This is a genomic window from Aliidiomarina minuta (assembly GCF_003987145.1).
Taxonomy (GTDB): domain Bacteria; phylum Pseudomonadota; class Gammaproteobacteria; order Enterobacterales; family Alteromonadaceae; genus Aliidiomarina; species Aliidiomarina minuta.
In genome coordinates, this window is the sequence record NZ_PIPL01000001.1 from 263,998 (window position 1) to 282,889 (window position 18,892).

The window sequence follows — 18,892 nt, forward strand, 5'->3', positions numbered from 1 at the left end:
TTCTGAATATATACCTATGAAAACGCGGCTAACGTAGTTTTTGCTAAGCTTATGAAGTGTTAAATGCGTACCAGCGGCAGTCACTGACAGGGAGGTCAGGTAAAAGTTAGCGCGGAGAACGGGCTGTTTGGAGTGGCGTGTAATAGCACAGGCCCCGGGGTGTTTTCACCACGGGGCTTTCTTTTTGAACGGGTATTTCTTACTGGTAATAGGAGCCTTGTTCATAAGAGGTTGAAGAAGCAGGGGCTGCGGGTTCGGGCTCGCGAAAAACCGGAGTATCAATTTTTCGTAATTGCAGGTTTGCCATGCGTAAAGTTCCTTCATAACGCTGTTCATGATCACTGCTAAAGCCAAAGTTATAGTCCGCTAACCAGGTAGGGCCTCGTTTTTGCCATGAAAACTTGCCCTTACGTCTACTGATATCCAGCAGTTGCAGTTGATTTTGCTTGCAAAATTGAACCGCAAAATAGTGAGCTCGTTCAGATTGCTGACGCAATTGCCAGAACAGCAATGCGATAACAGCAATCAGCATAAGCAAAAGTACGTTCGTTAAGTCAAACACCTTGCTGCACCTGCTGAGTCATTTGGGCCAGAGCCTGTTGCACTGATTCTGGCTGCTCTTTGTGTGAGCGCAGTATCTGCAATAGGTGAGGTCGCTGTTGTGGTATGCCGACCAGATCGGCGAATAAATGGGGAAAAAGCTCCGGTGCACAGTCACTCAGTCTTTCTATATAGAGCTGCCGTGCTTTACTGTCTTGTAAAGCGGGCCAACAACGCGCTGCCACTATAATCAGTAAATCCTGAGCCAGAGATGAGGGCAAAGGTTTACTGAGCAACTGACGGACACTGAGTTGTACCGCTTTACTATCCGCTGCACTGGCCAGACTGCGCAACAGATGTACCGACAATTTGCCCGGGCCGTTATTGATATCTTTTTGTAACAGTGAATTCAGGTTACTGACCAGGCCCGAAGGCATCAGGTGATGTTCCAGAACATTGCTCAGCGCGTGCTGAAATTGCTCCGGCCATTGTTCAAAATGAGTCGCAATACGTTCTGCTACTTTCGGATTCAGAGAAAGCCGGCTGGCTACATCATGCAAGCCCTGTACGCCAAGATCCTGCCACTTTTGAGAGCTATTATGACCTGAAATATAGGCTTCTGCCTCTTCATAATAAATAGAAGCGCTTTGCTCTAGCAGAATACCTACTTTGGCATGGAAGGCCGCCCGCTTTTGCTCTGGAGGGGTAAATATATAGGGGTTCTGTTTTAACAGTTCTTCCTGCTCAGGCGCTGCCTGAGCGGTAATGTCGCGCCCCAGAGCTTCGACTATGATTTGCAGGTAATGCTGACGGGCGCCATGGCTTAATAAGCCTCGTTCATCGAGCGGAAACTTGGCGAACCAGACATAAGGCTGGTCTTTTCTTGCTTTGTGCCAGAAGACGATGCCGAGCCAGGCATGTTGTTGCATAGGCGTGGGAAATGGCATCATTCCAGCTTCCATTGCTGCAAATTCTTCATTCTCAATGCGCCGCACAAGACGGCTGAGGTCAAAAATGTAATAATGGGTGTCACCCATTTTTAAAAATTCAGTCAAAGTGTCGACGGATAAAGTGTCCTGATTCATAACTATGTTTCTGGAACCTTTGGTTGAAAAATTTACATTGTAAGAGATAAACAACGTGCATTATCAGCAAACAACTATCATTCTGCAGCAATTGCAGGACGCATTAAAAGAACTTTCTTTATGGCAGCCTGAGCAGCCTTCGCCCGAGGCTTTGCAAAGCACCCAGCCATTTGCAGTGGACACTCTGGATTTTCACCAGTGGCTACAGTTTATCATGATACCACGAATGCAAAATATGGTGGATAAGCAGCAGCCTTTGCCAACCTCCATTGCGATAAGTCCAATGGCGGTGCAGGTTTATAAAGACAGTTTAGATACGCACCATGAATTAATTCGGATTTTACGGAAACTTGATATTTTATTAAGCGATCAGGATCCCTTAGCGGGTGATCAGGATTTGGGTGACGATAGCAGATGAGTTTCACTGCAGAACAGGACTCTTTACCGCTTTTGTATCAGGACGAATGGCTGGTAGCAGTGAATAAGCCAGCCGGTTTGCTGGTGCATCGCTCAAGAATTGCCGCCGAGGCACGTCAGTTCGCCTTGCAGATGGTGCGCGATCAATTAGGCCGTCATGTTTATCCGGTGCATCGCCTGGACCGTCCGACTTCAGGCATTCTTTTGTTTACGCTGGATAAACAGACCGCTCAAGCAATGGGAGAGCTCTTTGCCGAACGTTTGGTGAGTAAAATGTATCACGCTGTGGTACGTGGTTTTGTCGAGCAGCACGGCCATATTAACTACCCGTTAAAAGAAGAATTAGATGCTGTCACTGATAAACAGGCTCGTACTGATAAGGCTGCACAATCAGCGGAGACTGACTTTTTAACTCTGCAACAGGTCGAATTGCCTTATGCGGTGAGCAAAAAACATCAGACCAGTCGATATTCATTATTGCAACTGTCACCGAAAACGGGGCGCAAGCATCAGTTAAGACGTCACCTGGCTCATATTCGTCATCCGATAGTGGGGGATACGACCCATGGTGATGGCCGGCAGAACCGTTTTTTTCGGGAGCATTTTAACTGCCACCGACTGATGCTGGCAGCTACAGGACTGGACTTTAATCATCCAGTAAGCGGCGAGCGAGTGAATATAAATATTCCGTTACCAGAAGAGTTCCAGCGGCCCTTTTCCTGATGCTGGAAACAGGGCGCTGGAAACACAGAGCTGAAAGCCGATTTATTGTTTAATCGACAGAACGAAGTAGCTCGTTGATACCTACTTTAGCGCGGGTTTTAGCATCTACTTTTTTCACAATAATAGCCGCATATAAACTATGGCTACCGTCTTTGGCTGGTAAAGAACCAGGTACTACGACAGCGCCAGCTGGTACTCGACCATAATGAACCTGACCCGTTTCACGATCAAAAATGCGCGTGCTCTGGCCAATATAAACGCCCATTGAAATCACCGCGCCTTCTTCAACTATGACACCTTCAACGATTTCTGAGCGGGCACCGATAAAGCAGTTGTCTTCGATAATTGTCGGAGTCGCCTGAAGTGGTTCAAGTACACCACCGATACCTACGCCACCGGAAAGGTGCACGTTTTTACCAATCTGCGCACAGGAGCCAACAGTAGCCCAGGTATCAATCATGCTACCTTCACCGACATAAGCACCGAGGTTTACGTAGCTGGGCATGGCCACTACATTTTTACCCAGGAAAGAGCCTTTGCGAACCATGGCTGGCGGAACGATGCGAACGCCGTCCGCTTTAAAGTCGGCTTCTGAGTAAGCGGCATATTTGCTCTCTACTTTATCGAAAAAGCGGGTTTCGCCGCCTACCATCAGGTGGTTATCGTTAAGACGGAAAGACAGCAGGACTGCCTTTTTTACCCATTCATTAACAATCCAGTCACCTTCTTTTTTCTCAGCGACTCGTAAGGTGCCGGCATCCAGTGCAGCAATGACCTGGTTGACTGCATCGCGCAGTTCAGCAGGGGCCTGAGCAGGGGAAAGCTGTTGACGGTTTTCAAAAGCGGTTTCAATTTGTTCTTGTAAAGCGTGCATAAAGTACCTGTTTAGCTATCTAGAGTTTCAATAATAGTGTTTTTTAAAGTTTCACGTTCATCGTTGGTCAAAGCTTCATGGCTGGCTGAAGTAACCATGAATAAATCGTCTGCCTGCTCACCAATAGTGGTGATTTTTGCGGCCTGAAGGGTGATATCTAATTCCTGCAGAACCTTAGCCAGGGTCGCTATCAAGCCGGGCCGGTCTAAGGTTATCAGCTCAAAAGTGCTGCGTTTGTTGTTTTTCTGTGCCAGGAAATTAACTTTTGTTGGCACTTTGAAATTGCGCATACGGCGCGACAGCTTACGCTTGTTGTAGGGAGCATCGCGTCGTTTGCGCAGCACATCATACAGATGTTGCTTAACTTCCTCGATGCGATTTATATCCAGCAAAGGTTTGCCGTCCGTTTGTAACAGCACAAAGGTATCCATAACATAACCATCGCGGGTGTTCAGGATTTGTGCATCGTGGATACTTAATCGTTCGCCATCCAGTACAGCCGCAACGTTAGCGAAAAGGTGAGTTTCTTCATGGTGGTAGATAAACAACTCGGTAGTGCCATGGTTATTCTCATCACCAATTAAAATAAGAGGCAGCTGGTGTTCCTGCAGGCTGACAATATGTTGCGAATGCCAGGCAATTTGTTCTGGAGTATGGCGGTGAAAATAATCGGCAGTAAAGCGGCCCCAGAGTTGATTAATATCCAGTGGCTGATAACCCGCACTTAACAGTAAAGCCATGGCGCCTGCTTTGTTAGCATTAATTCTTTCGCGCACATCCAGGCCTTGTTCGCCATCCTGCTGCAGAATATGCGCGGTGGCCTGATACAGTTCTTCCAGTAAAGTAGCTTTCCAGTTATTCCACAGGTTGGTATTAGTCGCTCGGATATCAGCGACAGTCAGGCAGTACAGGTACTGCAGTCGCTCCAGGCTGGAAACCTGAGTGGCAAATTTATGAATGACTTCCGGGTCATAAATATCACGTTTTTGGGCGGTCACTGACATCAAGAGGTGAGCCCGCACTAACCAGGCGACCAGCTCGGTATCTTCGCTTGCATAACCATGCTGCTGGCAAAAATGGCGTGCATCCAGTTCACCGAGCTCGGAGTGATCACCTCCACGCCCCTTGGCGATGTCATGAAAGATACCAGCCAGGAAAAGCAGCTCTGGTTTTTCCATATCCTGCACTAGTTCACTACATAGGGGGAATTCGTCATCTTTGTCAGGCAAAGTAAATTCGTACAGGTTGGACAGCAGGCGATAGGTATGTTCATCCACGGTATAGGCGTGAAACAGGTCGAATTGCATCTGGCCTACAATATGCTGCCACTGAGGCAGGTAATGGGCCATGATTCCATGCCGGTGCATCAGCGAGAATGCCAGCCCGAACCCATTTGGGTGGCGCACAATAGCATTGAAGAAGTCACGGCATTCAGGGTGGTGGCTTAACGGTTCCTGCAGATTACTGCGCGCGTTACGCAATAAACGTATGGTGTGTGAATGAATGCCCTTAATCTCTGCCTGCTCGGCGATGATTAGAAAAAAACACATGATGTTGCCAGGTTTATCAAAAACCTGATCATGACGAGCGCTGATAAGACCATTACTGAGTGCAAAGTCATCGTCCAGGCTGAGTGGTTTTTTAAGGCTCGACTGACCCAGAATGGCCTGCTCAAAAAATTGCAGTAACATGCGATTCAGTTCGCTTACCCGAAGCACCACTTTAAAGTAATCTTTCATCATCAGTTCTACTGACGATTTGCCTTCCCGGCCATAACCTAAACGCATGGCAACATCAGGCTGAAAATCAAATAACAGACGGTCTTCGCATTTTCCGGCCTCAAGATGCAGTGCATAACGGATGCGCCATAAAAAACTGGTGCATTCGCGCAGTTCAATGAACTCGTCCGCGGTAATGTAATGATATTCGACCAGGCTTTCGTCGGATTTGGTGCGAAAGTGTTGTTTAGCTATCCAGCCAATGGTCTGCACATCACGCAGGCCTCCGGGTGAAGACTTAATATTGGGCTCAAGGTTGTAAGAGGTGCCATGATAGCGTTGGTGACGGTGTTTTTGTTCGTCTACCTTTGCCTGATAGAAATCGCGACTTTGCCAGGGAAAGTTCTGATGTATTTCACGCTGCAGTTGGTCTGCCAGCTGCTCATCCCCGGTCAGAAAGCGATTCTCAATAAGGGTAGTAGCGATGCTTATATCATCACCGCCACGGCTCATACAGTCATCCAGAGTGCGTACTGAGTGGCCTACATCCAGACGCAGATCCCACAGAAGCGTTACAAATTGACTGACACGGTGTTGGTTGGCTTCGCTCAACGGCGCTTTGAATAAAAATAAAAGATCAATGTCTGAACCCGGGTGCAAAGTGGCACGACCATAACCACCTACGGCAAGCAAACAAAGCTCAGTGTCAGGCAATTTCAGTCGCCGCCAGATATGTTGCAGCAGATCGTCAAAAAAGCTCGCCCGGTGACGTACTAACGTATCAATATCTGCGCTGAGAAATTGCTCGGCAGCCCAATCGTTATAAGCCGTGATCTGTTCACGAAAGGCATTTAAATCGGTAAGATCCGTGGGCCACTGGGGAGTGAACAGGTTATCCGGTACTTTATCATTGGGCTCCAGCATCTGACTCTCACTTCAACTGTGGTTGATAATACGGTCGATGGTTTCATCTTCCCGCAGGGTCATAATTTCGACGCCCGTTTCAGTGACCAGTAAGGTGTGCTCCCATTGAGCACTTAAACTGCGGTCTTTGGTGAGGACAGTCCATTTGTCACCGAGTATTTTGGTATGTCGTTTACCGGCGTTGACCATAGGTTCGATAGTCAGGCACATGCCAGCTTCAAGCGTTTCGCCAGTGCCTGGTTTGCCGTAGTGCAAGACCTGCGGATCTTCATGAAATTCATCGCCAATACCATGGCCACAAAATTCGCGGACTATCGAATAACCCAGCGGCTCAACATGTTTTTGAATAACAGATCCTAAGTCGCCTAGCTGAACACCTGGCTTGACCATTTTGATAGCTTTATATAATGAGTCCTGAGTGGCCTGTACCAGGCGCTTGGCCAGGATAGAGCCTTCACCGACAATAAACATTTTGCTGGTGTCGCCATGGTAGCCATCTTTACGTACCGTCACGTCGATGTTGATGATATCGCCGTTTTTTAATGCTTTGTCATTTGGAATACCGTGGCAGACGCAGTGGTTCACTGAGGTGCAAATAGACTTTGGGAAGCCATGGTAATTCAGTGGTGCCGGGTAAGCGTCATGCTCCACTATATAGTCGTGGCATATGGTGTTGAGTTCATCCGTGGTAATGCCCGCTTTCACATGGGGAGTGATCATCTCCAGCACACTGGCTGCCAGACGACCAGCAATGCGCATTTTCTCAATTTCGTCTGCAGTTTTAATCTTAATTGCCATAACACATGCTCTTCGTGGTTACTTGGTGACTAATAAGCTGCAAATGGTAGCAGAAAGCAGGGCGCTGCGCACCCGGCTAACAGGGCAAATTAAGCGATAAAATCTTGAGTCTGGGGGCTGATTATGGTATAAAACGCGCCGCAATCTCTGTTGATTGCAACTTAGACCAGCCTGGCTGGAAAATTTAACTAAATTACACACATATATCGACACATGTGCCGGGGTGCCTTCTCTTTATTAAAAAGCAGAGGTCGGGGCATGGGATATATGGAGGCGTAACCCCTATACTTGAGGAATTTAAAATGGCTACAGTGTCAATGCGTGACATGTTAAAAGCAGGTGTCCACTTCGGTCACCAGACTCGTTACTGGAACCCTAAGATGAAGCCTTTCATCTTCGGTGCACGTAACAAGATTCATATCATTAACCTGGAACAGACTGTTCCTATGTTTAATGATGCTCTGAGCTTTTTACAGCACACTGCGAGCAACAACGGTAAGATTTTGTTTGTGGGCACGAAGCGTGCCGCAGCAGAAGCCGTGAAAGAAACTGCTTTGTCTTGCAACCAGTACTTCGTTAACCATCGCTGGTTAGGTGGTATGTTGACGAACTGGAAAACAGTACGCCAGTCAATCAAGCGTCTGAAAGACTTAGAAGGACAAAGCCAGGACGGTACCTTTGAAAAGCTAACCAAGAAAGAAGCTCTAATGAGCTCTCGTGAAATGGACAAGCTTGAGAAGAGCCTGGGTGGTATCAAAAACATGGGCGGTCTGCCTGACGTTCTGTTCGTTATCGATGCTGATCACGAGCACATCGCTATTAAAGAAGCTAATAACCTGGGTATTCCGGTTGTAGCTGTTGTTGATACTAACTCGAACCCTGATGGCGTAGATTACGTTATCCCTGGTAACGACGATGCAATTCGTGCTATCCAGCTGTATTTAAGCGCTGCTGCCCAAGCCTCTACTGAAGGCCGTCAACAAGGTGGTGCTGAAGCATCAGCTTCTGACGAATTCGTAGAAGCAGAAGCGGAAGTTGAAGCTGAATCAAAAGCTGAGTAATAACGCACATATTGAATAGTCAGTCCGGTACTGTATTAGCAGTGCCGGGCTTTATGTTGAATCGGATTGGTTGAGGAAAAGACAATGGCTGTAACTGCTGCAATGGTTAAAGAGTTACGCGAGCGCACAGGCGCTGGCATGATGGATTGTAAAAAAGCGCTGGAAGAAACCCAGGGTGATATCGAAACCGCGATCGATAACATGCGTAAAAGTGGTCAGGCTAAGGCAGCTAAGAAAGCTGGCCGTGTCGCTGCTGAAGGCATCATTCTGACTAAAGCTGAAGGCAATACGGGTACTTTGGTTGAGCTGAACTGTGAAACTGACTTCGTATCACGTGATAAAAGCTTTCTGGCTTTTGGTGAAGAAGTTATCAATGCAGCCTTCGCTAATCAGGAAAACGACGTTGAGAAGCTGAAAAGTACTCCGTTGAGCGAAAATACGGTTGAAGAAACGCGCGCTAACTTAGTCGCAAAAATTGGCGAAAACATGAATGTTCGACGCGTGACTACCGTATCTGGTGGTGATCGCGTGATGACTTATGTACATGGTGGCCGTATTGGTGTTGCTGTGGTTATGACTGGCGGTAGCGATGAGCTGGCGAAAGATATCGCTATGCATGTAGCAGCTAGCAACCCTCAGTTTGTGAAGCCAGAAGATGTGGCTGCAGACGTTGTTGCTAAAGAGCGTGAAATCCAGATCGATATCGCTATGCAGTCTGGTAAACCAAAAGAAATCGCTGAAAAAATGGTTGAAGGCCGAATGAAGAAATTCACTGGTGAAATCAGCCTGACAGGTCAGCCTTTTGTGAAAGACCCAGCTAAGTCTGTGGGCGAGTTATTGAAAGAAGCGGGTGCTGATGTAGTTGACTTCGTGCGTTACGAAGTGGGCGAAGGTATCGAGAAAAAGTCTGAAGACTTTGCTTCTGAAGTTCAGGCTCAGGTCGCTGCTGCTAAAGGTTAAGGCACAGTGGCATTGACGCCGGGACTGATATAACCATAAACTAACCGCGCCTCCTCAGTTACGGCAGGGCGCGGTTTTTTTTGACCTGAATTTATTCGAGTATAGAGGGAAGCCAGAACCATGAGCACAAAACCGAAAGCAAGCTACCACCGCGTTCTATTGAAGTTAAGTGGCGAGGCCCTGATGGGTGACGAGCCTTTTGGTATTGATGCAAAAATGCTGGACCGCATGGCGCAGGAAATTCGCGAAATTGTAGAGTTGGGCGTGCAGGTAGGTTTGGTCATTGGCGGCGGTAACTTATTTCGGGGCGAAGGTCTGGCAAAGGCGGGAATGCACCGGGTGGTTGGCGACCACATGGGTATGTTAGCGACCGTTATGAATGGTCTTGCAATGCGTGACGCATTGCACCGGGCCTACGTTAATGCACGCTTAATGTCAGCTATAGAACTAACCGGCGTCTGTGACAGTTACAATTGGGCTGAGGCTATCAGCCTTCTTAAGTCCGGTAGAGTGGTTATTTTCTCCGCTGGTACCGGTAACCCGTTCTTTACTACCGACTCTGCTGCCTGTTTACGTGGTATTGAAATAGAAGCCGATCTGGTATTGAAGGGGACTAAGGTAGACGGCGTGTATTCCGCGGACCCGATGAAAGATGCCGATGCGACTTTATATAAACATATTACATATAACGATGTGCTGGAAAAAGAACTTAAGGTGATGGACCTGGCAGCCTTTACTCTGGCCCGTGATCATAAATTGCCTATTCAGGTATTCAATATGAATAAACCAGGAGCATTAAAGGCAGTTATCATGGGTGAAGACGAAGGTACTCGGATTAGCAGTTAATTTTTAAGGTGAATGATTGTGATTAAAGAAATTATTGCAGACGCAAAAGACCGCATGACAAAAAGTGTCGAGTCATTAAAAAACCAGATGGGTAAAGTTCGTACCGGACGTGCTCACCCCAGTATTTTAGACACGGTAAAGGTTCCTTATTATGGTTCCGATGTGCCTCTGAATCAGGTGGCTAATGTCACGGTTCAGGATTCACGTACGCTGGCTATCACGGTATTTGATAAATCAGCATCAGGTGCTGTAGAAAAGGCGATTATGACTGCTGATTTAGGTCTTAACCCTGCTGCGGCGGGTGCTGTAATCAGAGTTCCTTTGCCACCTCTTACTGAAGAACGTCGTAAAGAGCTGGTGAAGGTCGTTCGCGCCGAGGCTGAGCAAGGACGGGTTGCGGTGCGTAATATCCGCCGTGATGCTAATGCGGATGTAAAAGATTTATTAAAAGAAAAAGAAATCAGTGAAGACGATGAACACAAAGCGCAGGATGACATCCAAAAGATTACGGATGAAGCGATTAAAGAAGTGGATCGTTTATTAAGTGCTAAAGAAGCCGAGCTGATGGAAGTTTAACCGCTCGTCAGCCAATAGATTGGAGCTTAACGCCGTGTCAGGTATACTTGCGCGGCGTTTATTTTTTGTGACAACAAGATGACATCAGAACAGCGGACAGAGCTTAATCAGGAGATGCTGCCGCGCCATGTTGCTATTATTATGGATGGTAACGGGCGCTGGGCTAAAATGCGTGGCAAAGCTCGCACTAGTGGTCATAAAGCTGGTGCGGTCAGTGTACGTAAAGCGGTCGCCTTTGCTCGTCGTAACGGTATCAAAGCACTGACCCTGTTTGCTTTTAGTAGTGAGAACTGGCAACGGCCCGCACTTGAAGTTAAAGTGCTGATGGAGCTGTTTGTGACTGTTCTGAACCGTGAAGTAGATGAACTGCATAAACATGGCGTACAACTACGCATAATTGGTGATGTAAGTAAGTTTAGTGAGCGTTTACAACAAAAAATTCGTGAAGCGGAGCAGAAAACTGCTGGCAATCAGGATATGATACTGAATATTGCAGCCAACTATGGTGGGCGTTGGGATATAGTGCAGGCTACCCAGAAGGCTTGTCAGGCAATTCAGAACGGTGAGCTGGAAGTGGCTGATCTAAATGAAGAAAAGTTAGCATCATATATAACACTCGCGGATTGCCCTGCACCAGATTTGTTGATAAGAACAGGCGGTGATTTACGGATTAGCAATTTTTTACTGTGGCAACTGGCGTATGCTGAGCTTTATTTCAGTGACGTACTGTGGCCAGATTTCGATGACCATGCGTTCGCACAGGCTATCAATAGTTACGTAAAGCGTGAACGTCGTTTTGGACTCACCAGCGAACAACTACATAATATGCTATCGACTGGTGATACAAATGAGGATTAATTTTGCTTAAGCAACGTATTTTAACGGCGTTGGTATTATTGCCGCTTGCTCTTTATTGTATTTTCTTTTTGCCCCTGAACGGCTTTGCTATTTTTGCGTTCATTGCCTTATCAATAGGGGCCTGGGAGTGGTCACCTTTAATGGGGGTCTGCCGTAAGGCGGGTCGTGTGGCTTATACGTTGGCTGTGGGACTGGTTATAGTGGCTTTATACCTGATTACTCCAATTGATTCATTGTGGAATGAGCAGGGCCTGGTTGCCCCAATGTATAGCACTATTTTAATCGGTTGTGTCTGGTGGGCGTTCGCTGTGTTGATGGTCCTGAACTTTCCGCAAAGCAAAAGATTATGGCAGCGCAGCCGGATTTGGGTCGGTATTTTTGGTTTTCTTATCCTGGTGCCGGCCTGGGCTGCTTTAGTCAGTATTCGCGCCTTGAATTATGATACCAACCCTTTGTTTGGAGCCTGGACAGTGCTCTTTATATTCGCTTTGGTATGGGCTGCTGATGTGGGAGCTTATGCTGCAGGTCGCGCATTCGGACGCAACAAAATGATGCCTGCAGTGAGTCCGGGAAAAACCATGGAAGGCCTGTTAGGTGGTGTCGTACTAGCTTTTATCGTGATGGTTCTGGTAGCCCAGTTATTGCCAGTTCCCCCTGAACTTTATGCTGGTTTTTATACGGTAGGCCTGGCCACCGTATTGGTTTCCGTTTTTGGTGATTTGAGCGAAAGCATGTTTAAACGCTGTGCCGGTGTTAAAGATAGTGGCTCTATCCTACCAGGACACGGCGGAGTGCTGGATCGCATCGACAGTCTTACGTCTGCTCTACCAATATTTGTTATTGGTTACCTCTGGTTGATTCATTAATTTATGAAGCAGCAACTGACCTTATTGGGCGCGACCGGCTCTATCGGCGCCAGTACTCTTGATATAATGGCATTGCACGCAGATGCTTATGAGCTTTTTGCGGTGACGGCAAATAGCAATCATGATGCACTATTTGCCATTTGCCAGAAGCATCAGCCGCGCTATGCAGTCATGGTGAATGATGCTGCTGCCCAGGCTTTATCTAGACGCTGCCAACAAGAAGCGGTAAAGACCGAAGTATTGTCTGGCGAAGCTGCACTTGCACAGGTCAGTAGCGCTTCGGAAGTGGATGTGGTGATGGCTGCCATCGTGGGAGCTGCGGGTTTGCAGCCGACATTAGCTGCTGTGAATGCAGGTAAACGAGTGTTGCTGGCGAATAAAGAAGCACTGGTTATGAGTGGCCAGTTATTTATGGACGCCGTCGAAAAGTCGGGTGCTCAGTTGTTACCAGTGGATAGTGAGCATAATGCGATATTTCAATGTTTGACCCCGCATGCGCAAGCACAGCTTGGCCATGTCAACCTGGCGGAAGAAGGGATTAGTAAAATCCTGCTGACTGGGTCCGGTGGTCCTTTCCTTGATTTACCACTGCCACAACTGGCCGCACAAACTCCGGCGGCTGCCTGTAAACATCCAAATTGGTCTATGGGGCAGAAAATATCCGTTGATTCAGCAACTATGCTCAACAAGGGGCTTGAGTATATTGAGGCGCGGTGGTTGTTTAACTGTGCAGAGCATGAAATAGACGTTATTATACATCCGCAAAGCGTTATTCATTCTATGGTGCAATATACTGACGGTTCAGTGTTAGCCCAATTAGGGCAACCGGATATGAAAACGCCCATTGCGCACTGTTTACATTACCCGAAACGACAAAACAGCGGAGTACCAGCCCTCGACTTTACTACCCTGAATGCGTTAACCTTCACGCGGCCTGAGATGGAGCGTTTTCCCTGTTTACGACTGGCGCAGCAGGCCTGCTGGCACGGACAGGCGGCTACGACCGCACTGAATGCCGCGAATGAAATTGCGGTAGCCGCATTCTTAGAGCAAAAAATTCAATTTTCAGGTATTGCAGAAGTGTGTAAACGAGTACTGGATCGTATTGAATTACCAGCGCTGGCAACTATTGCAGATATAATTGCCTTTGACGCCGCAACAAGGCGCGAGGCCACAACGATAGCAGAGGCATTGCAGTAAATGGAGCAGTTTGTCTGGACTATCGGCGCTTTTATTGTCGCCATTGGATTAGTGGTGACCTTCCACGAATTTGGTCATTTTTGGGTTGCCCGCCGCTGTGGAGTGCGCGTGGTAACTTTTTCCGTGGGTTTTGGTAAACCTCTCTGGTCACGGGTTGCAAAAGACGGTACACGTTATCAGATAGCCATGATTCCTTTGGGCGGTTATGTTCGCATGCTCGACGAGCGGGTGGATGATGTGCCCGCAGATCAAAAGCATCAAAGCTTCAACAGTAAAAGCGTGCAACAACGCATTGCCATAGTGCTCGCTGGACCTGTTTTTAATTTTATATTCGCTATTGTTGCGATCTGGTTAATGTTGCTGATTGGTCTTGCTGCCGTCAAACCCGTAGTGGGGGAGGTTGAAGAGGGTAGCATCGCCCACCGTGCTGGTCTGCAAAGCGGCGCTGAAATTATTCGCATTGATGGCCGTAATACTCGGGAATGGCAAGCGGTTAATCTGGCCCTGGTGGAACGTTTGGGCGATAGCGCCAGTGATTGGGTGGTTGCTTATAATGGCCGTGAACAAGAGTTAACACTGGATCTCAGTGGCTGGCAATTCGACCCGGACCGGGAGTCAACGATCGGTAGTTTGGGTTTACGTCCATTTCAACCCGCAATCTATACCAGACTGGTGCATGTAATTGAAGACTCCCCAGCTGCGGCGGCGGGTATACGGGAAGGCGATAAAATTCTTGGGCCAGATGGAACTATGCCCATGAATTGGGAACAAATAAGGAGCTTCATAGCCGAGCATCCGGGTGAGCTGGTTACTTTATACATCGAGCGTGAAGGTGAACAGCTGGCACAGGATGTACGCATTGGAGAGCAACAGGGACAGGGTTTCATTGGAGTGGTACCTGAATCGGACGCCTATCCAGAGGAATACCAGTTTTATTTGCAGTACGGCCCACTGACGGCAGTACCAGAAAGTATAAGTCGCACCTGGCAACTGATGACGCTAAGTGTGAACATGATAAAGAAACTCATCACTGGCGATGTGTCGGTGAAGAATCTAAGTGGCCCTATAGGTATAGCAGTAGGTGCAGGTGACCATGCCAGTTACGGGTTGGTTTACTTTCTAAGCTTTTTAGCACTGATTAGTGTCAGCTTAGGAATCCTTAATCTGCTGCCAATACCAGTACTGGATGGTGGCCATCTGGTTTATTACATAATCGAGTGGGTGCGTGGGCGACCTGTTCCTGAGTACATTCAGGAAATAGGTTTTCGAGTGGGGATGATTCTGCTGTTTGCGCTAATGGCTCTGGCGATATTTAACGATATTTCCAGGCTCACACCCTGAATTTGACTTTGCAATTAATAAGTATGACTACATGACGTTGAAAAAGCTGTTAATCGGAGCGGTACTTTTGGGTGTTGGCACTACGGCGCAAGCAACTGAATCGTTCGTAGTAGAAGATATTCAGGTACAAGGTTTGCAACGTGTCGCTTTAGGCGCTGCACTGACTTATATTCCCGTACGCGTGGGCGAAGAAGTAGACTCAGGACTAATTGCCGAGACTATCAGAGAGCTTTATGCTTCCGCACACTTTGACGATGTTCAGATATATCGTCGTGACGGCGTGTTAATGGTTCGCGTAAAAGAACGTCCAACCATTAGTGATATTACCTTTGAGGGTAATAGTGATATCGAAGATGAGCAGTTGACAGACAGCCTGAGTAACAGCGGTATCACGATAGGTGAACAGCTGGACAAGACAATGATATCGGATATTGAGAAAGGTCTTGAAGACTTTTATCAGAGCGTTGGTAAGTACAATGCATCGGTATCTGTAGCTCTGGTTAACCTGCCTCGTAACCGGGTTGAATTACGGTTTAATTTCGTGGAAGGTGCTGCCGCAGAAATTGCGCAAATTAATTTCATTGGTAATAACAGCTTTTCACGGGAAGAGTTGCTTGGTCAAGTCGAGCTGCGTGATGAGCTGCCATGGTGGAATATCATTGGTAAAAGACAGTATCAGCAACAGCAGTTAGGTGGTGATCTGGAAAATCTGGAGTCGTTTTATCGCAATCAGGGTTATGCCCGGTTTTCGATTGACTCAGTTCAGGTGGCTATGACGCCAGAGCGGGATGGTATTTATATCACTATAAATATTACCGAGGGCGAACAGTATGAAGTAAAAGAGGTTACTGTCTTAGGTGATCTTCGCGGCCATGATTCAGTGATTCAACGGGTAGCCGAAACCGCCAAAAACCGACGTTATAACGCCGGTTACATGACAGGTATAGAAGAGTCCATTAAAGGTTTTCTGGGACGTTACGGTTATGCCTATCCGGAAGTACGCTCAATACCCGATATGGATGACGAAAATCTGACAGTCGATTTGACCTTTGTGGTTGAACCGGGTGCCCGCGCTTATGTAAGACGTATTGACTTCACTGGCAACAATGCCACTAAAGACGAAGTACTACGTCGTGAAATGCGGCAGATGGAAGGCGCCTGGTTAAATGATCAGCTCGTGCAGACAGGCAAGGTTAGGTTAGAGCGCTTAGGTCATTTTGAAACGGTTGAAGTGGATACGGTTCGGGTGCCTGGTGAAGAAGATAAGGTTGACCTGGTATATCGGGTTAAAGAACAGCCCTCAGGCAATATAACAGCAGGTATAGGTTATGGCAGTTGGGGTGGTTTAAGTCTGAATGCTGGTATTTCCCAGGAAAATTTCTTCGGCACAGGGAATCAGGTAAGCTTTCAGGTGAATACCAACCGTTTCTCGAAAGATGCACGTATCTCGGCGCGAGACAATTACTTTACTGACGATGGGGTAAGCCTGGGCGGCAATGTTTTCTATCAGACTTATGATGGCGGCAGGGCGCAGACGCAGCGGTTTAACCGCACCAGTTATGGTGTCGCCACGGATCTTGGTTTTCCTATCAATGAATATAACCGCATTAATTTTGGTATCGGTTTCACCAATACGGGTATTTCGCAGTTTAATCAATTTGAACAGATGCAGAATTTTTATCAGCGTTACGTGGATCCGCAGAACCCTGAAGGGGCACTGAATTTCAGGACTGTTGATTTAACGGCAGCCTGGTCCAGGGTCACTTTGAACCGTGGAGTTTATCCAACAGCGGGCTCGTCGAATCGACTGAATGCGAAAGTGACTACGCCAAACAGTGATTTACAGTTCTTCAAACTGAACTACCGTTTTCGTCACTATCTGCCGCTCGATAGTGATCACAACTTTGTTTTCCTGACTCGTTTCAGTGCTGGTTATGGTAACGGTTACGGTAGTGATGGGCAGTTTGATTATACCCTGCCATTCTGGGAAAATTTTTATGGTGGTGGAGCGGAATCCTTGCGCGGCTTTGAAACTAACCGTTTAGGCCCACGTGGTCTCACACGTCAACCGACTTTCATTCAGGGACCTCCTGATGCGGAAGGTAATCCGACGCAAATAGCGCTGGGACCAGAGTTTGATAATATTACAGTAGAGCGATTCCAGACTCTCGGCGGTAATGCCATGGTTCATGGTGGTTTTGAATTGATTTTCCCTACACCTTTTGTTAGCGATGAAGCTTCAAATACAGTACGCACCAGCTTTTTTGTCGATGTGGGTACCATATGGGATACTGAGTTTGACTATTCCCAGTATGAAGACCTTCAAACCTCGGGTACGTTATGGGATTATGGCAGTCCGCGCAATTATAACGCTTCTTATGGTGCGTCGATTCAATGGTTGTCGCCTATGGGTGCATTGACCTTTAGTTTTGGTTTCCCGATTCGCTCCATGGATCCACGTATAGAAGAGACCTTTACTTTTAATTTGGGCACAACATTCTAAACAGAATGTGAACTAATAAATTTACTTTAAGGAAAGAGGATAGAAAATTGAAAAACTTAATTAAATCTATATTGTTAGTTACTGCTTTAGCAGCTACGTCTCTGGGAATGAGCGCTACAGCAAGCGCGGAAACTAATCGTATTGCTGTCGTTGATGTAGGTGCAGTCTTCCAGCAGCTTCCACAGCGTGACGAAATTGCGCAGAGTCTGCAACGCGAATTCCGTGAACGTATTGAGCGTATGCAGGAAATGGAGCAGGAGATTGGTGAGTTGCGTGAACGTATTCAGCGTGATGAATCTATTATGAGCGAAGATGAGCGCAACCAGGCTATGCAGGAATTTGAACAGCGTGTAGGTCAGGCTCAGCAACGAGGCGAAGAGTTAAATGAAGAAATGCGTCGCCGTCAGAACGAAGAACGCGATCGCCTGTTAAGCCAAATGCAAACTGTGATAGCCGGTATTGCAGAAGAAGAGGGTTATGACATAGTGCTGGAAGCTAACAGTGTCGCTTTCGCTCGTGATAGTTATGACATCTCATCTAAAATTATAGAAGAGATGACTAACGACTAACATTATGAAAAGTGTAACTTTGGCAGACCTGGCATCGCATATTGGCGCATCTGTACGTGGCGATGCCAGCTATCAGGTAAATCGTCTGGCGACACTGGCTTCAGCAACTGCTGAGCAAGTGTCATTTCTGGCTAATGAAAAATACCGTTCTCAGTTAGCAGATACTGGAGCAGGTGCAGTTATTATGCATCCTGATGCCGACGATGGCAGGGCACGAAATGCCTTATTAACTACAAATCCTTATTTGGGTTACGCTAAAGTAGCACAACTACTCGATACCTCTCCTAAGAGAGCTCAGGATATTCATCCAACAGCGGTTATTAGCGCACAGGCTAACCTGGGCAAGAATGTTGCAGTAGGTGCTCATGCTGTTATCGAGAGTGGCGCTCATATTGCCGATAACGTGGTGATTGGAGCTCAGTGTTTCGTTGGTGAAAATGTAGAGATAGGTGAAGGCTCACGACTCTTTCCGCAGGTTACTCTTTACCATAATGTGGTTTTGGGTAAGGGCTGCACTGTACATTCCAGTAGCACAATTGGAGCTGATGGCTTTGGTTGGGCCACTGAAAATGGAAAATGGGTTAAAATCCCCCAGTTGGGTCGGGTTATTGTGGGTGACAATGTAGATATTGGCGCCAATAGTAGTATCGACCGTGGGGCGCTTGATGACACTATTATAGGATCTGGTTGTATTATTGATAATTTGGTGCAGATTGGGCATAACGTTGTGCTTGGCGAAGGGACTGCAATAGCTGGACAGGCTGGTATTGCTGGAAGTACCCGAATCGGCAAGAACTGCCTTATCGGTGGCCAGGCCGGTTTGGGCGGCCACATTGAAATCGCCGATAATGTGCAACTACATGGTCAGGCAATGGTTACCAAGTCTATTGATAAAGCAGGCGTGTACGCTTCTGGTAACCCGGTTGCACCGCAAGGTGAGTGGGCTAAAACCGGAGTGCGTTACCGCCAGTTGCCAGACCTATTTAAGCGAGTCAAAGCGCTGGAAACTAAACTAAATATAAAAGACCAGTAG

18 protein-coding genes are annotated in these 18,892 nt (G+C 47.3%); 13 read left to right on the forward strand and 5 right to left on the reverse strand.

Annotated elements, in window-relative coordinates:
* Positions 1 to 199: 199 nt before the first annotated feature.
* Positions 200 to 562: a DUF3301 domain-containing protein gene (locus CWE09_RS01310; RefSeq protein WP_126802101.1), complete on the reverse strand. Its 363-nt coding sequence runs from the start codon at positions 560 to 562 to the stop codon at positions 200 to 202.
* Positions 555 to 1,625 (reverse strand): DUF3549 family protein, encoded by a 1,071-nt coding sequence (locus tag CWE09_RS01315; RefSeq protein WP_126802102.1) that lies wholly within the window; start codon positions 1,623 to 1,625, stop codon positions 555 to 557. The genes CWE09_RS01310 and CWE09_RS01315 overlap by 8 nt, the downstream gene beginning before the upstream one ends.
* Before the next feature lie 55 nt (positions 1,626 to 1,680).
* Between CWE09_RS01315 and CWE09_RS01320 the strand changes: the two genes are divergently transcribed.
* Entirely contained in the window at positions 1,681 to 2,043 is a 363-nt protein-coding gene (locus CWE09_RS01320; protein WP_126802103.1) for a YqcC family protein, read from the forward strand.
* On the forward strand, positions 2,040 to 2,765 hold the full coding sequence (truC, locus tag CWE09_RS01325) for a tRNA pseudouridine(65) synthase TruC (RefSeq protein ID WP_126802104.1): 726 nt from the start codon (positions 2,040 to 2,042) through the stop codon (positions 2,763 to 2,765). The genes CWE09_RS01320 and truC overlap by 4 nt, the downstream gene beginning before the upstream one ends.
* A gap of 49 nt (positions 2,766 to 2,814) precedes the next feature.
* Here the strand turns inward: truC and dapD are convergent, their stop codons facing one another.
* Genes dapD through map form a run of 3 tightly spaced genes read right to left on the reverse strand, consistent with a single transcriptional unit; the run spans position 2,815 to position 7,079 of the window.
* A complete protein-coding gene (gene dapD / locus CWE09_RS01330) occupies positions 2,815 to 3,639 on the reverse strand; it encodes a 2,3,4,5-tetrahydropyridine-2,6-dicarboxylate N-succinyltransferase (RefSeq protein ID WP_126802105.1) in 825 nt (274 codons plus the stop codon).
* Between the two features lie 11 nt (positions 3,640 to 3,650).
* Entirely contained in the window at positions 3,651 to 6,281 is a 2,631-nt protein-coding gene (gene glnD, locus CWE09_RS01335; RefSeq protein WP_126802106.1) for a [protein-PII] uridylyltransferase, read from the reverse strand.
* A 12-nt stretch (positions 6,282 to 6,293) separates the two neighbouring features.
* Positions 6,294 to 7,079 carry a type I methionyl aminopeptidase gene (map, locus tag CWE09_RS01340; protein ID WP_126802107.1) on the reverse strand — a complete coding sequence of 262 codons (786 nt, stop codon included), beginning with the start codon at positions 7,077 to 7,079 and terminating at the stop codon, positions 6,294 to 6,296.
* Positions 7,080 to 7,381: 302 nt separating this feature from the next.
* Between map and rpsB the strand changes: the two genes are divergently transcribed.
* From rpsB to lpxD, 11 genes are all read left to right on the forward strand, one after another.
* Positions 7,382 to 8,140, forward strand: a complete 759-nt coding sequence (gene rpsB, locus CWE09_RS01345; protein ID WP_126802108.1) for a 30S ribosomal protein S2 — start codon at positions 7,382 to 7,384, stop codon at positions 8,138 to 8,140.
* Positions 8,141 to 8,224: 84 nt separating this feature from the next.
* Positions 8,225 to 9,100 (forward strand): translation elongation factor Ts, encoded by an 876-nt coding sequence (gene tsf / locus CWE09_RS01350; protein ID WP_126802109.1) that lies wholly within the window; start codon positions 8,225 to 8,227, stop codon positions 9,098 to 9,100.
* Positions 9,101 to 9,220: 120 nt separating this feature from the next.
* Entirely contained in the window at positions 9,221 to 9,946 is a 726-nt protein-coding gene (gene pyrH, locus CWE09_RS01355) for a UMP kinase (RefSeq protein ID WP_126802110.1), read from the forward strand.
* A gap of 18 nt (positions 9,947 to 9,964) precedes the next feature.
* Complete coding sequence (frr, locus tag CWE09_RS01360) at positions 9,965 to 10,522, forward strand: ribosome recycling factor (RefSeq protein ID WP_126802111.1); 558 nt, start codon at positions 9,965 to 9,967, stop codon at positions 10,520 to 10,522.
* Between the two features lie 78 nt (positions 10,523 to 10,600).
* Entirely contained in the window at positions 10,601 to 11,380 is a 780-nt protein-coding gene (gene uppS, locus CWE09_RS01365) for a polyprenyl diphosphate synthase (RefSeq protein ID WP_126802112.1), read from the forward strand.
* Between the two features lie 2 nt (positions 11,381 to 11,382).
* On the forward strand, positions 11,383 to 12,246 hold the full coding sequence (locus CWE09_RS01370) for a phosphatidate cytidylyltransferase (protein ID WP_126802113.1): 864 nt from the start codon (positions 11,383 to 11,385) through the stop codon (positions 12,244 to 12,246).
* Between the two features lie 3 nt (positions 12,247 to 12,249).
* Positions 12,250 to 13,446 (forward strand): 1-deoxy-D-xylulose-5-phosphate reductoisomerase, encoded by a 1,197-nt coding sequence (gene ispC / locus CWE09_RS01375; protein ID WP_126802114.1) that lies wholly within the window; start codon positions 12,250 to 12,252, stop codon positions 13,444 to 13,446.
* Entirely contained in the window at positions 13,447 to 14,787 is a 1,341-nt protein-coding gene (rseP, locus tag CWE09_RS01380) for a sigma E protease regulator RseP (protein WP_126802115.1), read from the forward strand. It abuts the gene before it with no gap.
* Positions 14,788 to 14,818: 31 nt separating this feature from the next.
* The gene (gene bamA, locus CWE09_RS01385) at positions 14,819 to 17,290 is read left to right on the forward strand and encodes an outer membrane protein assembly factor BamA (RefSeq protein ID WP_126802116.1); all 2,472 of its coding nucleotides are present in this window, start codon (positions 14,819 to 14,821) and stop codon (positions 17,288 to 17,290) included.
* A 47-nt stretch (positions 17,291 to 17,337) separates the two neighbouring features.
* Positions 17,338 to 17,859: an OmpH/Skp family outer membrane protein gene (locus CWE09_RS01390; RefSeq protein WP_126802117.1), complete on the forward strand. Its 522-nt coding sequence runs from the start codon at positions 17,338 to 17,340 to the stop codon at positions 17,857 to 17,859.
* 1 nt (position 17,860) lies between these two features.
* Positions 17,861 to 18,892 (forward strand): UDP-3-O-(3-hydroxymyristoyl)glucosamine N-acyltransferase, encoded by a 1,032-nt coding sequence (lpxD, locus tag CWE09_RS01395; RefSeq protein WP_126802118.1) that lies wholly within the window; start codon positions 17,861 to 17,863, stop codon positions 18,890 to 18,892.

Coding starts and splice junctions, on each gene's coding strand:
- glnD (WP_126802106.1), bottom strand. CDS start 6,281: ATGCTGGAGCCCAATGATAAAGTACCGGATAACCTGTTCACTCCCCAG.
- CWE09_RS01315 (WP_126802102.1), bottom strand. CDS start 1,625: ATGAATCAGGACACTTTATCCGTCGACACTTTGACTGAATTTTTAAAA.
- bamA (WP_126802116.1), top strand. CDS start 14,819: ATGACGTTGAAAAAGCTGTTAATCGGAGCGGTACTTTTGGGTGTTGGC.
- dapD (WP_126802105.1), bottom strand. CDS start 3,639: ATGCACGCTTTACAAGAACAAATTGAAACCGCTTTTGAAAACCGTCAA.
- rpsB (WP_126802108.1), top strand. CDS start 7,382: ATGGCTACAGTGTCAATGCGTGACATGTTAAAAGCAGGTGTCCACTTC.
- rseP (WP_126802115.1), top strand. CDS start 13,447: ATGGAGCAGTTTGTCTGGACTATCGGCGCTTTTATTGTCGCCATTGGA.
- uppS (WP_126802112.1), top strand. CDS start 10,601: ATGACATCAGAACAGCGGACAGAGCTTAATCAGGAGATGCTGCCGCGC.
- truC (WP_126802104.1), top strand. CDS start 2,040: ATGAGTTTCACTGCAGAACAGGACTCTTTACCGCTTTTGTATCAGGAC.
- ispC (WP_126802114.1), top strand. CDS start 12,250: ATGAAGCAGCAACTGACCTTATTGGGCGCGACCGGCTCTATCGGCGCC.
- map (WP_126802107.1), bottom strand. CDS start 7,079: ATGGCAATTAAGATTAAAACTGCAGACGAAATTGAGAAAATGCGCATT.
- pyrH (WP_126802110.1), top strand. CDS start 9,221: ATGAGCACAAAACCGAAAGCAAGCTACCACCGCGTTCTATTGAAGTTA.
- tsf (WP_126802109.1), top strand. CDS start 8,225: ATGGCTGTAACTGCTGCAATGGTTAAAGAGTTACGCGAGCGCACAGGC.